The sequence below is a fragment of the Duffyella gerundensis genome, assembly GCF_001517405.1.
In the GTDB taxonomy this organism is placed as follows: Bacteria; Pseudomonadota; Gammaproteobacteria; order Enterobacterales; family Enterobacteriaceae; genus Duffyella; species Duffyella gerundensis.
This window is the reverse complement of record NZ_LN907827.1, coordinates 1,509,263-1,529,308: the sequence shown is the minus strand read 5'-3', so window position 1 is coordinate 1,529,308 and position 20,046 is coordinate 1,509,263. Positions and strand designations below refer to the sequence as shown.

At 56.5% G+C, this 20,046-nt stretch carries 14 protein-coding genes; 8 read left to right on the top strand and 6 right to left on the bottom strand.

Annotated elements, in window-relative coordinates:
• Positions 1-231 precede the first annotated feature (231 nt).
• Complete coding sequence (locus EM595_RS07020) at positions 232-786, top strand: cytochrome b (protein ID WP_067429532.1); 555 nt, start codon at positions 232-234, stop codon at positions 784-786.
• A gap of 19 nt (positions 787-805) precedes the next feature.
• Positions 806-1,381 carry a YceI family protein gene (locus EM595_RS07015; RefSeq protein WP_067429529.1) on the top strand — a complete coding sequence of 192 codons (576 nt, stop codon included), beginning with the start codon at positions 806-808 and terminating at the stop codon, positions 1,379-1,381.
• Positions 1,382-1,431: 50 nt separating this feature from the next.
• On the opposite strand, the gene trhO is transcribed toward EM595_RS07015, so the two are convergent.
• Complete coding sequence (gene trhO, locus EM595_RS07010; protein ID WP_067429526.1) at positions 1,432-2,487, bottom strand: oxygen-dependent tRNA uridine(34) hydroxylase TrhO; 1,056 nt, start codon at positions 2,485-2,487, stop codon at positions 1,432-1,434.
• A 176-nt stretch (positions 2,488-2,663) separates the two neighbouring features.
• Between trhO and EM595_RS07005 the strand changes: the two genes are divergently transcribed.
• Positions 2,664-3,758, top strand: a complete 1,095-nt coding sequence (locus EM595_RS07005) for an NADH:flavin oxidoreductase/NADH oxidase (protein ID WP_067429523.1) — start codon at positions 2,664-2,666, stop codon at positions 3,756-3,758.
• Positions 3,759-3,903: 145 nt separating this feature from the next.
• Positions 3,904-4,824: a Kdo(2)-lipid IV(A) acyltransferase gene (locus tag EM595_RS07000; RefSeq protein WP_067429520.1), complete on the top strand. Its 921-nt coding sequence runs from the start codon at positions 3,904-3,906 to the stop codon at positions 4,822-4,824.
• On the opposite strand, the gene EM595_RS06995 is transcribed toward EM595_RS07000, so the two are convergent.
• Positions 4,811-5,512, bottom strand: coding sequence for a response regulator (locus EM595_RS06995; RefSeq protein ID WP_067429517.1), 702 nt, complete (start codon positions 5,510-5,512; stop codon positions 4,811-4,813). The two genes, EM595_RS07000 and EM595_RS06995, sit on opposite strands and share 14 nt — an antisense overlap.
• Positions 5,513-5,650: 138 nt before the next feature.
• Here EM595_RS06995 and EM595_RS06990 point away from each other — a divergent pair, with 138 nt between their 5' ends.
• The 3 genes from EM595_RS06990 to EM595_RS06980 all read left to right on the top strand — a co-directional run bounded on the left by EM595_RS06990 (position 5,651) and on the right by EM595_RS06980 (position 12,646).
• The gene (locus EM595_RS06990; protein WP_067429513.1) at positions 5,651-8,851 is read left to right on the top strand and encodes an ATP-binding protein; all 3,201 of its coding nucleotides are present in this window, start codon (positions 5,651-5,653) and stop codon (positions 8,849-8,851) included.
• 98 nt (positions 8,852-8,949) lie between these two features.
• Positions 8,950-12,114 carry a response regulator gene (locus tag EM595_RS06985; protein WP_162265763.1) on the top strand — a complete coding sequence of 1,055 codons (3,165 nt, stop codon included), beginning with the start codon at positions 8,950-8,952 and terminating at the stop codon, positions 12,112-12,114.
• Between the two features lie 109 nt (positions 12,115-12,223).
• Positions 12,224-12,646: a MysB family protein gene (locus EM595_RS06980; protein WP_067429508.1), complete on the top strand. Its 423-nt coding sequence runs from the start codon at positions 12,224-12,226 to the stop codon at positions 12,644-12,646.
• Here the strand turns inward: EM595_RS06980 and EM595_RS06975 are convergent, their stop codons facing one another.
• The 3 genes from EM595_RS06975 to EM595_RS06965 form a co-directional block, all read right to left on the bottom strand.
• Complete coding sequence (locus EM595_RS06975) at positions 12,647-12,883, bottom strand: YceK/YidQ family lipoprotein (RefSeq protein ID WP_067429505.1); 237 nt, start codon at positions 12,881-12,883, stop codon at positions 12,647-12,649. It abuts the gene before it with no gap.
• Positions 12,884-13,034: 151 nt separating this feature from the next.
• Complete coding sequence (gene mdoH / locus EM595_RS06970; protein ID WP_067429502.1) at positions 13,035-15,605, bottom strand: glucans biosynthesis glucosyltransferase MdoH; 2,571 nt, start codon at positions 15,603-15,605, stop codon at positions 13,035-13,037.
• Entirely contained in the window at positions 15,598-17,091 is a 1,494-nt protein-coding gene (locus EM595_RS06965; RefSeq protein ID WP_082691683.1) for a glucan biosynthesis protein G, read from the bottom strand. The genes mdoH and EM595_RS06965 overlap by 8 nt, the downstream gene beginning before the upstream one ends.
• Before the next feature lie 306 nt (positions 17,092-17,397).
• Between EM595_RS06965 and mdoC the strand changes: the two genes are divergently transcribed.
• On the top strand, positions 17,398-18,525 hold the full coding sequence (mdoC, locus tag EM595_RS06960) for a glucans biosynthesis protein MdoC (protein WP_067429496.1): 1,128 nt from the start codon (positions 17,398-17,400) through the stop codon (positions 18,523-18,525).
• A 35-nt stretch (positions 18,526-18,560) separates the two neighbouring features.
• Here the strand turns inward: mdoC and EM595_RS06955 are convergent, their stop codons facing one another.
• Positions 18,561-20,021 carry a phospholipase D family protein gene (locus EM595_RS06955; RefSeq protein ID WP_067429493.1) on the bottom strand — a complete coding sequence of 487 codons (1,461 nt, stop codon included), beginning with the start codon at positions 20,019-20,021 and terminating at the stop codon, positions 18,561-18,563.
• Between the last annotated feature and the right edge of the window lie 25 nt (positions 20,022-20,046).

The window sequence follows — 20,046 nt, the reverse complement described above, 5'->3', positions numbered from 1 at the left end:
ACAGCCCTTAAGCATCAATTTTTTTGATGCAGATCAATAATTGCCGCAAGCCCGACACAGGCAGATGATTCAAAGATGAGACGCTGGTTTTACATAATTTCTGATAATAAATCCGCGTAAAAATCATTTTTTCTGAATAAGAAAAACTAATTTATGAAGAAGCGTAATTATCGTTGATTTTCTGCAATGAGCTGGTCATTCTCGCAGCATCATGTGAGGGAGAACACGACAATGAAACACACTTCTGCGCCCGGTGCGTACAGCCATTTCACCATTCTGTTGCACTGGCTGGTGGCCTTCGCGGTTTATGGCATGTTTGCGTTGGGCCTGTGGATGGTCACGCTCGGCTATTATGACGGCTGGTATCATCAGGCGCCTGAAATTCATAAAAGTATCGGCATTTTGCTGTTCATCGTCATGATCGTGCGTGTGGTGTGGCGGTTTATCTCACCCCCACCGCCGCCGCTGAGCAGCTATTCACCGCTGGTGCGTATTAGCGCGGTGGTCGCCCACCTGTTGCTCTATACCCTACTGTTCGCCATTTTTATCAGCGGCTACCTGATTTCAACCGCGGATGGCGATCCTATCTCTGTGTTTGGCTGGTTTACCGTCCCGGCCACGTTGGCTGGTAGCGGCGAGCAGGCGGATCTGGCTGGCGACATCCATCTCTGGCTGGCATGGACCGTCGTGATCATTTCGGTGCTTCATGGCCTTGCGGCCCTAAAACACCACTTTATCGATCGCGACATCACCCTGAAAAGGATGCTGGGATTCCGCATCCAATGATCTCTGGAAAGGAAATACTATGTTAAAGAAGACGTTAACTGGCATGATTGCCGCCTCGCTGCTGATGAGTTCCGCTGCTGCGCTGGCCGCCGATTACAAAATCGACAAGGAGGGCCAACACGCCTTTGTTAATTTCCGTATCCAACATCTGGGCTACAGCTGGCTTTACGGTACCTTCAAAGACTTCGACGGCAGCTTCACCTTTGATGAGAAGAACCCTTCTGCAGACAAAGTGAACGTCACCATTAACACCAACAGCCTTGATACCAATCATGCCGAACGCGATAAGCATCTGCGTAGCGCGGACTTCCTGAACGCAGGCAAATTCCCGCAGGCCACCTTTGTGTCGACCAGCGTGAAAAAAGATGGCGATGAACTCGATATCACCGGCAACCTGACGCTGAATGGCGTGACTAAACCGGTGACGCTGGAAGCGAAAATGCTCGGCGAAGGCAAAGATCCGTGGGGCGGCTACCGTGCAGGTTTTGAAGCCGAAGGTGAAATTGTGCTGAAAGATTTTAATATCAAGAAAGATCTCGGTCCGGCATCGCAGAAGGTGCAGCTGATTATCTCGGTGGAAGGTGTGCGTCAGTAATCACGACGTTTGTCAGTAAAAAGGCCGACATTGTCGGCCTTTTTTATGCGCTATTTTTCCTCAGGTGCAGGAATCGCCATCGTGACGTTCAGCAAGCCGCGCGACTTGTTGAAAATTTTATTGCCGTTTTCACGACCGGCACGACGCGCACGTTGCTCTTCCGGCGGTAGCGCCAGCTCTTCCATACAGATCGGGCTACAGCAGTGCTGAAACTTTTCGGCGCAGCTCGGGCACTGAATAAACAGCAAATGACAGCCGTCGTTTTTACAGTTGACGTGGGTATCGCACGGCGTGCCGCACTGATGACAATGCGCCAGCACGTCATCGGAGATGCGCTCACCCATCCGCTCGTCAAACACGAAGTTCTTGCCCTTGAAGCGTACCGGTAAACCCTGCTCGCGAGCGCGGCGGGCATACTCAATGATGCCGCCTTCAATGTGCGCGACGTCGTCAAAGCCGTTATGCAGCATCCAGGCGCTGGCTTTTTCACAGCGAATACCGCCGGTGCAGTACATAACAATCTTTTTGTCTTTGTGCTCCTGCAACATCTCCACTGCCATCGGCAGCTGATCGCGGAAGGTGTCGGCAGGAATTTCCATCGCCTTGTCGAAATGGCCCACTTCATATTCATAGTGGTTGCGCATATCCACAAATACCGCGTTGGGATCGTCGAGCAGCGCGTTGACCTCCGCCGCCTGCAAATAGGTACCGACCTGCGACGCATCGAAGGTTTCATCGGCAATGCCGTCGGCCACGATGCGATCGCGCACCTTCAGGCGCAGCACCCAGAAAGATTTGCCATCATCGTCCAGCGCGACGTTCATGCGCAGGTTGTCCAGCGCCGGATCGAAAGCGTAGAGCTGCGCTTTCATCTCTTCGTAACGGCTGGCGGGCACGCTGATCTGCGCGTTAATGCCCTCATGGGCCACGTAAACGCGGCCAAACACCTTCAGTGCGGTAAAGGTGCGATAAAGCGCGTCGCGAAAGGCTTTGGGATCGGCAATGTGGAAGTATTTATAGAAAGAGACGGTGGTGCGCGGCTCGGTTTCGGCCAGCATGCGCGCCCGCAGCTCTTCATTAGATACAAGGTTATGTAACACTGGCATGGTGTACCTTTTCCTGTGTAATAAGCGAAAAACGCGCACATCATACCTGAATGAGAATGAATGCACAGCGCCGGGGCGGACTTTCTTCACCGCCGCACGTGAGGTTAAGCGGCTCGCTTGACGCCCTGCCGTGCGCTCACTATAAGTTAGCCAGCTAATAAAAATGAGGAGAGCCCATGAGTCAGCTATTTTCGCCGTTAGAGATTGGCAAATTGTCACTGGAGAACCGCATCGTGATCGCCCCGATGTGCCAGTATTCAGCTGAACAGGGCCGCGCTACCGCCTGGCATCGCATTCACCTGGGAAACCTGTCGCTGTCGGGCGCCGGGCTGCTGATCGTTGAGGCCGCCGCCGTGCAGGAAGATGGTCGCATTACGCCGCAGGATCTCGGCTTGTGGAACGATGAGACTGAAGCCGCGCTGGCTGATGTACTGAAAGATATTCGGCAATACAGCACCATGCCGCTGGGCATTCAGCTGTCACACGCCGGTAGAAAAGCCTCTACTGATGTGCCGTGGCGCGGCGGTGGTTTTTTAACGCCTGAGCAGCACGGCTGGCAAACTAAAGCGCCTTCTGCGCTGCCGTTTAATGATGGCGACGGTACGCCGCACGCCCTCTCGCTGGCAGAGTTGGATGAAGTGAAGCAGGCCTTCGTCGAGAGCGCCAAACGCGCCGATCGTCTGGGCTTTGAGCTGATCGAAGTGCACGCTGCACATGGCTATCTGCTGCACCAGTTCCTTTCGCCGCTGGCGAACAAGCGTGACGATAACTACGGCGGCTCGCTGGAAAACCGCATGCGCTTCGTGCTGGAAGTGTTCAGCGCAGTACGCGCCGCGGTGCCGGCAAGCAAGCCGGTGGGCGTGCGCATCTCCGCTACGGATTGGGTGGAAGGCGGCTGGGATATTGAGCAGTCGGTGGCATTAAGCCAGGCGCTGGAAGCGATCGGCTGTGATTACATGCACGTGTCGAGCGGTGGTTTAGCGCCGCAGCAGCAGATCAGCGTCGGTCCAAACTATCAGGTTCCCTTCGCGGAAGCGGTTAAAAAAGCGGTAACCATTCCGGTGATTGCCGTTGGCCTGATCACCGAGCCGAAACAGGCAGAAGCGGTGCTGCATTCGCAGCAGGCGGACGCCGTCGCGCTGGCACGTGGCATGCTGTACGATCCGCGCTGGCCGTGGCACGCCGCCGCCGAGTTGGGTGAAAAGGTGCAGGCGCCGCCGCAATACTGGCGTTGTGAACCGCATGAAGTAAAAGGATTGTTCAAACAATAATCGCGAAAGCCAGCCAGCCGGCTGGCTTTTTTGCATAAAATGGGACATTTCCGCTGATGGTTTTGGCTTAGCGAAAAAAACTGGCACAATATGTTATTAACATTAAGAAAAGCGCAGCGGCGCCAACGATAATAACTGGATTACGATGACTCAATTGCCTCAATTCAGGCGTGCACTTTTACATCCTCGCTATTGGCCAACCTGGCTGGGCATCGCCCTGCTCTATCTCATTGTGCTGTTGCCCTACCCGGTACTTTACTGGCTCGGCTGTGGATTAGGTCGCCTGTCGCGACGCTTTCTGGGTCGTCGTGTGGCCATTGCCCGCCGTAACCTGCAGCTCTGCTTTCCCGCGATGCCAGAAGCCGAGCGCGAAGCGATGATCAAACACAATTTTGAATCGGTCGGCATGGGCCTGCTGGAAACTGGCATGGCGTGGTTCTGGCCTGACTGGCGCATTCGCAAATGGTTTCAGGTCAGCGGACTCGAACATATTGAAAAAGCCCATGCCGAAAAGAAAGGCGTGCTGCTGGTGGGCATTCACTTTCTGACGCTGGAACTAGGCGCGCGCATTTTTGGCATCTATAACCCCGGCATTGGGGTCTATCGGCCGCACAACAATGCGCTGATCGACTGGCTGCAAACCTGGGGGCGGATGCGCTCGAATAAAAGCATGCTCGATCGCAAAGATTTGAAGGGCATGATCCGCGCGCTGAAACAGGGCGACATCATCTGGTACGCGCCCGATCACGATTACGGCCCACGCGCCAGCGTGTTCGTGCCGTTCTTCGCCGTGGACGAAGCGGCAACCACCAAAGGCAGTTACGTACTGATTCGCACCGGTCAGCCAGCGGTGATTCCGTTTGTGCCGCGCCGCCTGCCGCATGGCCGCGGCTATGAAATGGTGATTTTGCCTGACGTCAGCGATATTCCGCTGAATGATGAGCGTGAAACCGCGGCGCGCATGAACAAAGTGGTGGAAGATGCGGTGTTGATGGCGCCAGAGCAATATATGTGGCTGCACCGTCGTTTCAAAACCCGTCCACAGGGCGCCGCTAAGCTTTATTAGTGAAATAGTCTTTATATTTAAACAGCTCAATGTCGCTGCGCAGACCGAGCTTACGCAGCGCCGCCTGTTTCTGCCCGCTGACCGTTTTTCGGCTGCGGGCAAACTTCACGGCAATTTCCGTCACGCTGAGTCCATCAAGGTAACAGCGCAATACCTCTTCTTCCCGCGGCGACAGATCGCGCATCATGGTCAGTAAGGCTTCGCCGCTGCCTGGCGTCAGCGGTTCATCGGGCTTGTGCCGATCGTCGCTGTGCGCCTTCTCCAGCGCGTCGCGCATATCTTCACTGAGATAACGCTCGCCCTGTGCCACCCGTCGAATCGCCTGTAACAGCTCGCTCTGCTCTTTGCTTTTGCCAATGAAGCCACGTACGCCTGCCTTCAGCAGCAGCTGTACCACCGCCACGCTCTCCAGCGAGGTCGAGACCAGAATCTTCAGTTTGTCGTGGCGCGTTAACAGATGCCGCACCATCTGCAAACCGTCAATCTCATCGTCCGCCAGCAGGTAATCCAGCACCAGCACGTCAACCGTGACGCTTTGCAGCGCCGTCAGCATCTCCTCGCGTCGACCATATTCGCCCACCAGCTGCATATCGCGTTCCGACTGCAGAGTAAAACGCAGTGCGGTACGAATCGAGGGATGATCGTCCAGAATAGCAATGCAGTAAGGCGAAAGCGGCGCGGTATACATGATGAATCCTTTTAATGATGAGGCGCGGTGCACAATAGTACCTATTTGCCTCAGCGTGTGCCTGATTAAAGATTAATTATATTATTCAGGCTAAGCTGGCGGCCTGCCGTTCGGTTGACTGCTCTGGAGTGCGCCATTGTGATCCCCTTTTTCCGCCTGCTGTTGCCGCTGCTGTGCCTCTGCTTTGGCGCAGCCGCGGCCAATAACAGCAGCCTGCTGCCGCGCGTCGAGGTTCCGCTGCCTGCCGTGACACTCAGCGCAGCGAGCCAGCAGTGGCTCGCGACCCACAAGGTGCTGCGCGTGGGCTATTGGGCTACGTCACAGCCACCGATCTCTCTGGATCGTAAGGCCGATCAACTGGAAGGGGTCAGCGCCGAATTTTTACAGCTGATCGGCGCGTCGTTTAACCGACCGATAAGGCTGACCCGCTACGAAAACAGCCAGCAAGCGCGCGACGCATTACAGGCGGGCAACATTGATATGCTGGCGTTTTGGTCGACCGAGAACGATCGTAACGACGGGATGCTTCACTCCTTGCCGTGGATGCTCGATCATGACCTGCTGGTGCAGCGGCTCAGCAGCGATCCCAAGGACGATTTACGTCAGCAGCGCCTGATGTACGTCGATGGCAGCACCGCGCCCCTCAACCTGCAGCAGCGTTGGCCGAAAGCAACGCTGCAAGCCGTTTATTCCGTGCTGGAAGGTTTACTGGCTATCCGTTACGACAGCGACACGCTGATGTGGGGTCACGCATCGGTGATTAACTATTTTTTGCAGCAGCGACGTTTTTACGAGCTGACCAGCCGTGAACCGGCTACGCCTGTTGCAACGCGCTGGACGTTTACCGCGCGCGCAGACAACGACGTGTTGATTAACGCGGTTAATGCGGTATTGGCCGCCCTGCCGGTCAGCAGCTATACCGCCATTAATGAATACTGGGGAATGGGACTTGAACACATACCGGTGCGCGTGCCTTTTGCGCTGAGCCCTGACCTGCAGCACTGGATTGCCCAGCATCCGCAGATCAACGTCTATTTTGCCCGTACCCACCTACCACTCAGCTATATTGATGACGAAGGCGATATCAGTGGGCTGAGCATTAATCTGTTAAAAATGATCGCCGCCCGTAGCGGGCTGAACTTCAACTTTGTCCCAGTGGATAATGCCATCGCGTTAAAAACAGCGCTGGAACAGGATGCACAGGGCATGCTGGCGGTAGCCGATCCTGCGGACAGCAGCAATCGGCATCTGCTGTTCTCGCGCGCCTATATGCAAAGCCCGTGGGTACTGGTCGCGCGGAAGGATGCTCCGGCGTGGCGATCGCTGGCCGACATGGCTGGAAAAAAAGTGGCGGTTTATCAGCCTCTCGCCTTTGTCGACTCGCTGGCCAAACGCTTTCCCGCGGTGAAGTTTGTCCACACTGATTATGCCTTTCGCACGGTAGAACAGCTCTTTACCGGCCAGATTGATGCGGTGGTACTGCCGGAACAGATCACCAGCTATTTGCTGAAAATCTATCTGGGCGATCGCTTTCGCATTCTGATGCCTGCGCCGGTCTCGCCTTCCGATGTCACCTTTGCCACACGCGAACACAATACGCCGCTGATGGAGATTTTGAATCAGGGGCTGCTTGCTTTTCCGCCGCAGGCGCTGAATCTGCAAATGTCGCAGTGGATCAGCGATGCCGGTCCGGCGCGTCTGACCCCGTGGAGCGATTATCGCGATTATGTTGTGCAATACGCCCCGGTGGCGGCGCTGATTGTGCTGTTCATCTTCTGGCGCAACTACATCCTGAAGAAAAACCTGCACGAGCGGCGTAACAACGAGCAGGCGCTGCTGGAAGCGCGTGAGCGGGCGGATAACGCCAACGACGCCAAAGGCCGTTTTCTGGCGCAGATGAGCCATGAAATCCGTACGCCGCTGAATGCGCTGGTTGGGCTGCTGGATCTTGAGCAGCGCGGTCTCAGCCAGCCCGCGCAGCATCAGCACAATATTCAGGCGGCGGCGGACTCTTCCCGCGCCCTGCTGCTGCTGGTGGGCGATATCCTTGATTTGGCCAAAATCGAATCGGGCACCCTGCAAATGCGCCCGCAGCCGGTGTCGCTGACCCGCCTGACCGAGCAGATTATTACCCTGTTCCGCCCTCAGGCGGCGGAAAAAGGCATTACCCTGCAATATGAGTGCGAGTTGCATCAGCCGTGGGTGCTGTTCGATGCGCTGATGTTCAAGCAGTTGCTCTCTAATCTGCTGAGCAATGCCATCAAATTCACCGACCAGGGTGAAGTCAGCGTCGCGCTGTATCAGGGGAAATCGGCGGATGTCGCTCAGGGTCTCTATATGCTGGAAGTCAGCGACAGCGGTATCGGCATGAGTGCGGCGCTGGCGCAAACCATTTTCGAGCCTTACGTGCAGGGCGAAACGCTGCAAAAAGGCACCGGCCTCGGCCTGAGTATCTGTCGCCAGCTGGCGGAGCTGTGTGGCGCGACGCTCAGCGTCGAGAGCGAACCCGGCGAAGGCAGTACCTTCATGCTGCGCTTTACGGCACCCATTACCACACCGGTCGAGCGCGCTGCACCGCTGGCGCTTTCGTTGCAGCTCAATAAACGCGTGCTGATTGTTGACGATCACGCGCCGAGCCGCCTGCTGCTGTCGCAACAGCTTGAGCTGGCGGGCTGCGACGTCACCACCGCGGAACAGGGCGAGCAGGCGTTGTGCATCTGGCATAACAGCGCGCCGTTTGACGTGGTGATCACCGACTGCCATATGCCGGTAATGGACGGCTTTACTTTTGCGCAGCGGCTACGTGATGCCGAGCGCCAGGCACAGCGCGCACCGGTCAGGCTATTGGGACTGACCGCCATGGCGGAGCAGCACATTATTGAGCGCGCTCAACAGGCTGGCATGGATGGCTGTCTGTTCAAACCGCTGGAGCTGGAGGAACTGCTGCGCCAGGTAGGCAATCAGACCGCGCCGCCGCAGGTGATCGCCCGTATTCAGGCACTGGCAAAAGCTGACCAGCATGCCATGCAGGAACTGGCTGCCGCGACGCGTCAGCAGAACCGTCACGATATCCAGCGCCTGGCCGCCGCCATTGCAGAGCAGGATGCGCAGGCGGTGGCGCAAATTGCGCATCTGATCGCCGGCGGCGCACGCCTGCTGCATCTGGACAGCCTGTTTCACTGCTGTCAGCAGCTGGAAACGGTGGCGCGACACACGCAATGGGCGGAAATTGCCACGCTGTATGCGCAACTGGCGCAGCAAATTGAGGCGCTGGATCTGACGCTGCAGCAGCAGATGATGACTGGCGACGAACAAGAACCGTCTCAAAACCGCAGCTGATCGCCGCAGAGCCTTGAGTATCACGTAAAAGTTCACCATGATGCGCGCCAGTTAGGAATATTCTTAGATGGGGTTCTATGCGGCGTGTTATCAGGGCTGTGGTTTGGCTTACCTTTTTCAGCTTTACCTTCACCGCTCAGGGTGAGCACGCGCCGGTGGAACTCATCAGTCGCACCTCGATTGCTCAGGGCGATCCACAACTGACCGCTGTCTCAGAAGCCTGGCTGGCCGTTCATCCGGCGCTGCACGTGGCGATCTGGGGCAATGCGCATCCGCCGCTGCTCCAGCAACCAGCAGAATCGCAGTGGGAAGGCATCGCGGCGGATTACATCAACGCCATCGCTCAGGCATTAAAGAAACCGGTTATCGTCCACCATTATCCCGATTTCAACGCTGCCCGACAGGCGCTGGCGCGCGGCGAAGTGACGTTGCTGGCGCTCTATTCTCCCGCGCTCAACGAAGAAAATCAGTGGTTAGTTTCTCAGCCATGGATTCTGGATAATCTGGTGGTCATGCACGATCGTCGTCTGACCCGCCAGGATCAGGCCACGATGCCCTTCAAAACGTTGGGTATGATTCAGCGTGGCCAGCTGGAAGCGCGCACCCGCCTGCACTGGCCGGCGATCACGCTGAGTTCCTGGCATCACTATGCGAATGCCGTCGCCGCGTTACAGTATCAGCAGATACATGGCGTGCTGCTTAATCGCGCCACCGCGCAATCGCTGCTGCAATATAACCATAAAGGCGATTTGCGTTTTTTTGCGCCGCCATTTTTACAGGATCTCTCGCTGAGTTTCGCCACCGATCGCGCCCACGAGCCACTGATGGACGCCGTAAATCAGGTGCTGACCGCGATGCCGCTGGCAGCGAAAATTCGTATCGCCAGTAACTGGGGGCTGGATGCCTCTTTTGTCACCCGCTATGACCCGCTGAACCTCAGCAAAGAGGAGAAACAGTGGCTGCAGCAGCATCGCAGCGTGGATGTGGTGCTGCCGCGTGCGGTCGCGCCTTTCAGCTACATTGATCGCTATGGACATCAGACCGGGCTGGTACAACCTTTGCTGACGCAAATTACCCAGCGCAGCGGCATTGTCTTCCGCACCCTGACAGCAGGCGCAGCGGATCACGCACCGACCACCCTGCTGGTGGCCAGCGTGGCGCATCTGTCGCCGCATAATGATGCGCAGCTTTCGCGCCCTTACGCCCGCTCGCCGTGGGTGCTGGTCACCAGCCATCAACAGCCTGCGCGCGTGCTGCGGCGAGACGCGCACTTTACCGTCGCCATTCCTGCAGTGGAAGGATTGGCGCAGGCGCTGCTGATGCACTATCCACTGCTGCATATCGTGACGGCGGAGGATGCCAAAGCCGCTTACGGCATGCTGGACCGCGGGCGAGTCAACGCCGTAATCGACATGCAAATCTCGGCGGAATATTGGGTCAATCACGACTATCCCAATCGCATGAAGCTCACTGCACCACTGCGCATGGCGCCTGCCGCGGTGGCATTCCGCCTGCAGCAGGGCGATCCCATGTTGCTGGCCATCATCAATAAAGTCCTGACCGAGACCTCGCCGCAGGAGCAGCAGCGCGAGCTGGCGAACTGGCAACATGGCCCGGAGATGACCGCCTACCTGATTTGGGATCTCTACAGCCGTTACTTTTTGCAGGCGGCCGCGGTAGCGTTGCTGATTATCACCCTGATTTACTGGCGCAACCGACATTTACAGCAGCGTTTGCAGATTAAACGCGACTATGCGCGTCAGCTGCAGCTGGCCAAATCTGATGCCGACCACGCCAACGCGATGAAAAGCCGCTTTTTATCGCGCATCAGCCATGAAATCCGCACGCCGCTGAATGCGCTCACCGGCCTGCTCGAGCTGGAACATCATCAGATCAGCGTGCCGGAACAGCGGCAGAAAAATATTGCCGTTGCCTGGCAGGCGGCCAATACCCTGATGGCGCTGGTGGGGGATCTGTTGGATCTGGCGCGTATCGAAGCGGGCAAGCTGGAGATCTCGTTACAGGAGGTGGATCTTGCCGCCGCGCTGGAAAATGCTCATCAGCTTTTCGCTGCTTCAGCGGAAGAGAAAGGCCTGCAGCTGCAGCTGCGTTGCGATATCACGCAGCGCGTGGTGCTGTTTGACGGCACTAAACTGCATCAGATCCTGTCTAATCTGCTCAGCAACGCCGTGCGCTACAGCGACAGCGGCACTGTCTTTCTCTCGCTCACCCAACAGGCAGGCAGCGATCGCTATAGCCTGTGCGTGCGCGACAGCGGACCGGGCATTACCGCTGCCCAGCAGCAGGCGATTTTTGAGCCGTTCATCCGTCTCGATAACGACCATCCGGCACAAGGCACCGGGCTGGGACTGAACATCTGCCGGGAGCTGGCTACGCTGCTGGGCGGCGAGCTGACGCTTGAAAGCGAGGAAAATGTTGGCAGTACCTTCTGCTTTAGCTTTACCGCGGCGCCAGCATCGGCACTCGCCAGCGAGCGTTTGCAAACGGCCCACGCCAGGGTGGCACCGCTGCGGGTATTAATCGTTGACGATCACCAGCCCAATCGCCTGTTGCTGAAACAGCAGTTGGCCGCCGCCGGACATCAGGCCACCGAAGCCAGCGGCGGCGAACAGGCGCTGACGTTATGGCGAGATCAAACGTTTGACCTGGTGATTACCGACTGCCACATGCCGGGAATGGATGGCTTTGCGCTGGCCCAGGCGATACGTCAGACCGAGCAGCAGCGCGGCGTTGCGCCCTGCCCGCTGTTTGGTTACACCGCGCAGGCGGAGGAGGCGATGAAGCAGCGCGCGCTGGCGGCGGGCATGGATGATTGCCTGTTCAAGCCGCTGCGTCTGGCCACCCTGCTGGCCTGCGTGAATCAATATGGTCCGCGCACGCCGCTGCCGCTGCCGCTGCCGCAGGAATCCGGCGTGCTGGCGACCCTGAAAACCATGACCGGAAACGATCCGCAGGCGCTGGCGGAGATTGTCGCCACGCTGATCGAGGCGAACCGGCAGGACAGCGAACGATTACAGCAGGCCTTTCAGCAGCAGCAGCTGGAACGCGTGGCGTCACTGGCGCACCGACTGCTCGGCAGCGCCAGGATGGTGCAGCATCAGGCACTGATCGACCTCTGTTCACGGCTGCAAAAGGTGAGCACGTTAACCGTCGCGGAGCGGTCGGACGCCATCGTCGGGTGCGTTGCACTGCTGTCGGCGCTGGAGCTGGAGCTGCAACCGGCGTTAACCTGCGATGCGTAAGGCGGGCGCTGCTGGTCAAATTTGTCGCAACCCCTGCAGATGACGGTTTATTCGCGAAATTTTAAGCTATTCTTTCCGGGAATGATTTTAACCTGCCAGGAGAAAGACAATGGACGACGAGTTCAAAGTAGAGCGTGATATGTACAGCACCTTAGAAGAAGCCATTGATGCAGCACGTGAATTGTACCTTGAAGAAAATCCGGACACGGACGAAGACGAGGCCAGCGTTGCCCAGTTCAACCTGCAAAAGTTTGTCATGCAGGATGGCGACATCATGTGGCAGGCGGAATTTTTCACTGATGAAGGCAGCGAAGGCGATTGCCTGCCGCTGTGCAGCGGCGAAGCGGCACAGGCTATTTTTGACGGTGACTTTGACGAGATTGAACTGCGTCAAGAGTGGCTGCCAGAAAACACGCTGCACGAATGGGATGACGGCGAATTTCAACTCTCTCCGCCGGAAGATACTGAAGAAGGCGCTACTGCGGCCGACGAATGGGCCGACGATAATACCGACGCGGATAATCGCGCCTGATTATTCGTAAGGCCCGTGGTGGGCATCCACTGGTAACAGCAGGGTGTCCACCACCAGTGATAGCGGAAGATCGATAATGGTCAAAAAGCGCCACGGTCCGTCCTGCACATCCCATTGCACGCCCGGATAGTATTGATTTCCCTTCCCCTGCCCCGGAAACGTGCGGCTGACAATGCTGCCACATCCGCTGAGCAGCGTGATGCATAATCCTGTAATCAGTAAGCGACGTAAAATCATGAGGTTATCCTGCCTGTCGGCGCGGCATGGTAATTCACCGGCGAAAAACCGTCTCTTCCCGGCGTCAGAGGTGGGGATATTATCGGCAAATCGCGATAAAACTGCATAAAAAAAGCGGCATCGCTGCCGCTTTTTCATCTCTCCAGCCCGATTAATCGCGCGGTTGTCCTGCTGGCAACGCCAGCGGATTCAACTGCAACGTACGGTACTGCTCGATCCATTCATGATATTTATCCGCATTCTGCCACAGGCGATAGTGCACCCGCGCCAGCGTGACCGGATCGCTTAGCAGCACCAGACGCTGATCGCGTGTGAGCTTAGCTGGCGCATCGCTCAATGCCTGATCGACATGCCGATCGCGTGCGTGCTCCAGCAGATCGCTCTTCAGGTGACGCGAGGTCGCCATGGCGGTGGCCAGCGCGTTAAATGATGGATGGAACAGCGCATGCATAAAGCCATTTTTCAGCACGCGTTCGCGGTTCAGCATCAGATAACGATCGGTATCCAGCAGTTCTTTCGGCGGATCGTACTCTTCCGGAATCAGGAACAGCTGCATACGGCGGCTCGCCTGGCCGTTGGTGGCCCGGCTGGAGAACACCGACACAAACGGCGACAGAATCAACGAGAAGACGATGGGCGCCAGCCACCACAGGAAGTTGAGATCCAGCCAGCCCATCCCTGCCGCCCAGACAATACCCAACAGCATCTGCGAACCGTGACGACGAAACGCTTCGCCCCAGGGGGTGGCATCATCATCACGCTGCGGTGAGTTCCAGACCACTTCCCAGCCGAGGAAGGCGCTGACCACGAACACCGTGTGGAACAGCATACGCACCGGTGCCAGCAGCACCGAGAACAGCATTTCCAACAGCAGCGAGAAGAACAGCCGGATAGCGCCACCGTAAGGCTTCGCTCCTTTGCACCAGATCAGCACCACGCTCAGCAGCTTCGGCAGGAACAGCAGCACCAGCGTGGTAGAGAACAGCGCAATCGCCAGTTCGGGTCGCCACTGCGGCCAAACCGGGAAGAGCTGACGTGGCTGCAGGAAGTACTGCGGCTCCATCAGCGTATGCACCACCTGCAACGCCGTTGAAAGTGCCAAAAACAGGAACCACAGCGGTGCTGACAGATAGGACATCACGCCGGTTAAGAACACCGCACGGTGAACCGGGTGCATGCCTTTGACCAGGAACAGGCGGAAGTTCATCAGGTTACCGTGACACCAGCGACGGTCACGCTTCAGCTCATCCAGCAAGTTTGGCGGCAGCTCTTCATAGGAGCCAGGCAGGTCATAGGCGATCCAGACGCCCCAACCGGCACGACGCATCAGCGCAGCTTCCACAAAGTCATGCGAGAGAATGGAACCGGCAAAGGAACCTTCGCCCGGCAACGGCGCCAGCGCACAGTGCTCGATAAACGGCTTCACGCGGATAATGGCGTTATGGCCCCAATAGTGCGACTCACCAAGCTGCCAGAAGTGCAGACCGGCGGTGAACAATGGCCCGTAAACGCGGGTGGCGAACTGCTGACAACGCGCATACAGCGTATCCATGCCGGACGCTTTTGGCGACGACTGGATAATGCCCGCTTTCGGGTTGGCTTCCATCATGCGAACCAGACCGGTCAGACACTCACCGCTCATGACGCTATCCGCATCCAGCACCACCATGTAGCTGTAGTTGCTGCCCCAGCGACGACAGAAGTCATCGATGTTGCCGCTTTTACGCTTCACGCGACGACGACGGCGGCGATAGAAGATCTTACCGGCGCCGCCAACATCTTTGACCAGTTCCATCCAGGCTTTCTGCTCGGCTACCGCAATATCGGCATCGTAGCTGTCGCTGAGGATGTAGACGTCAAAATGCTCGCTTTGACCGGAACGCACCACCGATTCCCAGGTGGCGCGCAGACCGGCGTACACCCGCTCTACGTCCTCGTTACAGATCGGCATGATCAACGCGGTACGATGCTCAGGATTGATCGGTTCATCGCCGGTGGTGGAATACGAAATACTGTACTTATCGCGTCCAATCAGCAGCTGCAGAAAGCCCATCAGCGCCGTCCAGAAGCCCGCCGAAACCCAGCAGAACAGGATGGCAAACAGGAACAGAATACCGGTTTGCAACACGTACGGCAGGATCTGCAACACCGACTGCTGCCAGTTCTGGTTGATCATTTCCATCGGATCGATCAAGGCCCAGCCCTGGTAAGGCAGAATGGTTTTCATGTACCAGGTCGCAATGACGGTCTGGAACATGGTCAGGATCAGCAGGATGTAGCGACGAATCGACCCTACGTGCCGCCACTTATCTTCCTGGCGTTGCTCTTCTGCGTTGGCATAACGCATGGTCGATTTACGGCCACGGAATGAATCCCAGGCGCGCGCCACCGGGTTGGTGCGCCACGCTTCCGGAAACATCAGTGAACGCTTAACCGGCGGCATCGCTTTCAGCGTGGTACGGCCCTGATAGTCGGTACTGAACTGCTCGCCGTTAGCGAGTGAATCGGGCCAGCTCATTTCAATACGTGATTTCACCGAGTTCAGCGGTGCATCATCGGGGCGAGTTTCTACCGGTCCATCCTGACCAAGCTGCTGGTGCAGCCTGGTGTAACGGTGATCTTCCCCAGGTCCGGGAAGTTCACTGACCAGTTGCGCTTTACGTGCCGCATCCAGCGGCAGCGCATCAATATACTCTTCGGGAGTAACAATCGATTTATTCATTGGCAGGCAGCTGATAGCTCCAGGTTTCCGTCAGCGTTTTATCACCGCTCATCAGTGCGGCACGCATTTCAGTGGTTTGCTTGGCATCTTTTACCTTCAGGCGCAGAATCAGACGCCAGCCTTTGGTGACCGGGTTATAACGTACGGTCTGCTCGACCACATCGCCATTTTTACCCACGCTCACCTGCGGCGTAACCGGCGTATTCTCCGGCAGCTTGCTCATCTCTTTGCCATTGAAATCAACAACGAAAGCGATGGAGCCGTCTGGCTGACGCACCAGGTTAGATTGCTTAACATCGCCGGTAGAACGCAGGGTATTTTTCACCCATGCGGTTTCTGGCGAGTGCAGCTGATCTTCATCGCGCGTAAAGTGCAGGCGATATTTGAAGTTCATCTCTTTGCCTGGCTCTGGCAGGGTTTCCGGTGACCAGAACGCCACGATGTTATCGTTGGTTTCGTCAGCGGTTGGAATTTCCACCAGCTCAATGCGTCCTTTGCCCCAGTCGCCCTGCGGCTCAACCCAGCCACTTGGACGCAGATCGTAGCGATCGTCGAGGTCCTGATACTGATTAAACTCGCGGCCACGCTGCAGCAGACCAAAGCCTTTCGGATTTTCAACCGTAAAGGTGCTGACCGCCAGATGACGTGGATTATTCAGCGGACGCCAGATCCACTCGCCGTTGCCAGCGTGGATAGAGAGGCCGTCTGAATCGTGCAGTGAAGGACGATAGTTGGTGACCGGCGAAGGCTGGTTAGCCCCGAACAGGAACATGCTGGTCAGCGGTGCCACGCCCAGTTTACCTACGCTGTCACGCAGATAGACTTTGGACTGCACGTCAACCACACTTTCCCGGCCTGGATGAATAACAAAACGGTAGGCACCGGTTGCACGTGGCGAATCAAGCAGCGCATAAATCACCAGCTGCTTGTCTTGTGGTTTTGGACGTTCAATCCAGTACGCTTTAAAGCGTGGGAACTCTTCGCCAGACGGCAACGCCGTGTCGATCGCTAAGCCGCGCGCTGAAAGGCCGTAAACCTGACCTTCGCCAATGACGCGGAAATAGCTCGCGCCAAGGAAGCTGGTGATCTCGTCATCTTTCCCTTTGCTGTTCAGCGGATAGAGCACTTTAAACCCAGCAAAACCGAGGTTTTTAACCGTTTCCGGATCGTGCTGCACGCTGCCAAAGTTAAAGTATTCAGGATTATATTTGATCTCTTTAACGGTGTTGGCGGTTACCTCATTGAGCTTAACCGGCACGTCAAAATACATTCCCTGATGGTAAAACTCGAGCTTAAACGGGGTCTTTAACTTGCCCCAGTAAGCTTTGTCGTGGTTAAACTGAATTTGTTGGTAATCGGCATATTTCATGTCACGCAACTGAGAGGGCAAATTGCTTTTAGGCGCTTCAAAGCTTTTTCCTGCCAAATCTTTCGCCTGTTTTGCGACGTCATCAATGCTGAAAGCCCAACTGTTGTTGGCGTACATCGCAAGAAGAACCGCCGCACTTAACCAGCGCAACGTATTCTCTTTTTTGGTTTTACTTTTAATTAGCACATCCCCCCCTTTCGTGTGCTTAAATCAATCGCACCCATATTAATGGATTATTCCGCTTTCCGACAGCGGCCGAGCCAATTTGTTCACTGTTTTCGCGGGTTTATCCGCTTGTTTTCGGATAATTCAACCTTACAGAATAGCCTGATAGTATAAGCGCAATATGCACTATAAAGTATTTTGCGCAGAAAGCTGGTTCAGGGTGAACCAGTGCAACAACAGCACAGATTCCGGATACCTATGCCTACCACAACTCAGCAACGCGAATATTTTCTTGATTCCATTCGGGCATATTTAATGCTGTTGGGCGTGCCCTTTCACGTCTCCCTGATTTACTCCAGTCAATCCTGGGCCGTAAACAGCGCCGATCCGTCCCAATGGCTGACCCTGTTTAACGAGTTTATCCATGCCTTTCGCATGCAGGTATTCTTTGTTATTTCAGGCTATTTTTCCTACATGCTCTATTTGCGCTATGAACCCGCGCGCTGGCTGAAAGTCAGGCTGGAGCGCGTGGGCATCCCCATGCTGGCAGCGGTGCCGCTGTTTACTCTGCCGCAATTCTTTCTGCTGAAGCATTACACCAGTGCCGTTGGTGACTGGAACAGCTTCGATTTTTACCAGAAGTTTAATACCCTCGCCTGGAACCTGATTTCACACCTGTGGTTTTTGCTGGTGCTGGTGATTCTGACCACCCTTGGCATGCTCGTCTTTCGCTGGCTACGCGATCGCCCCGCTTCGCAGCGTGACTATCGCCAGGTGGGTTGGGGTACGCTGCTGGGCGCGTTTCTCGCCTATGGCCTGGTCTGGTGCCTGTTGCGCCGTTTGATCTTTATTTTCCAGCCGACCTGGCTGATGGATGGTCTGTTCAGCATCGGCGTGATGCAAACCACACTGTTCCTGCCGTTCTTTATGCTGGGCGCGCTGGCGTGGAAACATCCGCCGCTGAAAGCGCTGTTTGTCCGTTTCAACCCCGCCATGCACCTTGGCGCAGCGGTGACCTTTGCGCTCTACGTGGCGAATCAGCGCTACAGCAGCGGTGAAGGCTGGCTCTATGAGTTGGATGCATTGATTGTGCTGATGATGGGCGTGTTTATGACTAACGTGGTGTTTGCCTTTGGTCACCGGCTGTTAAATGCCCATTCGCCGCGCATCACCTATCTGGTTAACGCGTCGCTGTTCATTTATCTGGTGCACCATCCGCTGACGCTGCTGTACGGCATCTTTATCACGCCACACATCGCTAACAATACGCTGGGCTTTTTTGTTGGCCTGGCGCTGATTTTTGCCCTTGCCTTTCTGCTCTATGAGATTCACCTGCGCATTCCATTGCTGCGTTTCCTGTTCTCCGGGCGCAGCGCCAAAAAATAGCGCTGATGCGGGCGGCCCGTTATCGCCGCCCGCGCTTACAACAGCCACTCCACCGGCAAGCGCCATACCAGGCGCACCAGCAGCCGCTGAATGAATTTGGTGCGTGGCTCATGCTTGTGCACCATTTCCTCAGGCTCACCGGCATGTTCAATCCAATTAACCCGTCCCCATTTATCCAGACGCAGCTTCCAGGCGCGATCGCGGATACTATCGATAAAGCGCTCATGCACTTCGGTCGCCAACATCGGATGCTCAATCACCAGCCCCATTTCGGTATTGAGCACCGCCGATCGCGGATCGAAGTTAAACGAGCCGATAAACAGCTTTTCGTTATCCACGCTAAAAGTTTTCGCATGCAGGCTGGAGCCGGAATTACCGGTAAGTCCGCGGTCATGCGGCGCGTCACGGCCATCGCTGTGCGGCTTGAGCTCATAGAGCTCGACACCGTAGCGCAGCAGCTTTTTCCGCCACTTGGCGTAACCGGCATGCACAATAGAGACGTCGTTGGCCGCCAGCGAATTGGTCAGAATCGATATTTTAACCCCTTTGCGTACCAGCGACAGCAGTTGGGCGACGCCGGCGCGGGTCGGCACAAAGTAGGCTGAAATAATATCAAACTGCTTTTCCGGTTTACCGATCACCTCCAGCATGCGAACCGGCAATAGAGAGCCGCGCGTGGCCTTGCCCAAACCCTTACGCGGATCGTCGCTGAGCAGGCGCGTTTTCGCCCAGGTCATGGTCAGGGAACCGCTGTCAAACTGGCTGACGAAGGCGGATGCGCGCAGGCGATTCAGGTATTTTTTTACCTGATCGTTCTCCTGCCATTCGGTGGGCAGGCGCACCGTCTGATGCGGATCCTGCTCGCCGCGCTCCACCACCTCATTCAGCGGCGATACCGCTTTGCTCTGCCAGTAGCGTTCAAAATCCTGCGCCACATCGTTCACCACCGGCCCAATCGCCAGCACGTCAAGGTCAGAAAACAGCGGCTGTTCGCCTGCGGCAAAATATTCATCGCCGACGTTGCGGCCACCGACGATGGTGGCCATGCCGTCAATGGTAAAGCTTTTGTTGTGCATGCGGCGATTAAGGCGGGCAAAATCGGTGAGATAGCCGAGCGCGCGCAGGGTGCGAAACGAGAACGGATTAAACAGGCGAATGGCGATGTTGGGATGGCGATTCAGCTCGCTGAGAATGTCGTCCAGCCCCATGGTGTTGTTGTCATCCAGCAGCAGCCGCACCTGCACACCGCGATCGGCGGCATCCAGCAGCGCGCTGAACAGCAGGCGGCCCGACATGTCGTTTTGCCAGATGTAATACTGCACATCCAGCGTCTGCTCGGCCATCTCCATCAACAGATAGCGAGCGGCAAAGGCGTCCAGGCCATCACTGAGCGGATGAATACCGCATTTGCCCGGATGGCGAGCCAGCCGCGGCGCAATTGCCCGTGCCAGCCGGTTCGCCGCGGCGTACTCCGGAATGTCGACCGCCTCAACCATGATGCTTCCTTGTCATAAGATATGA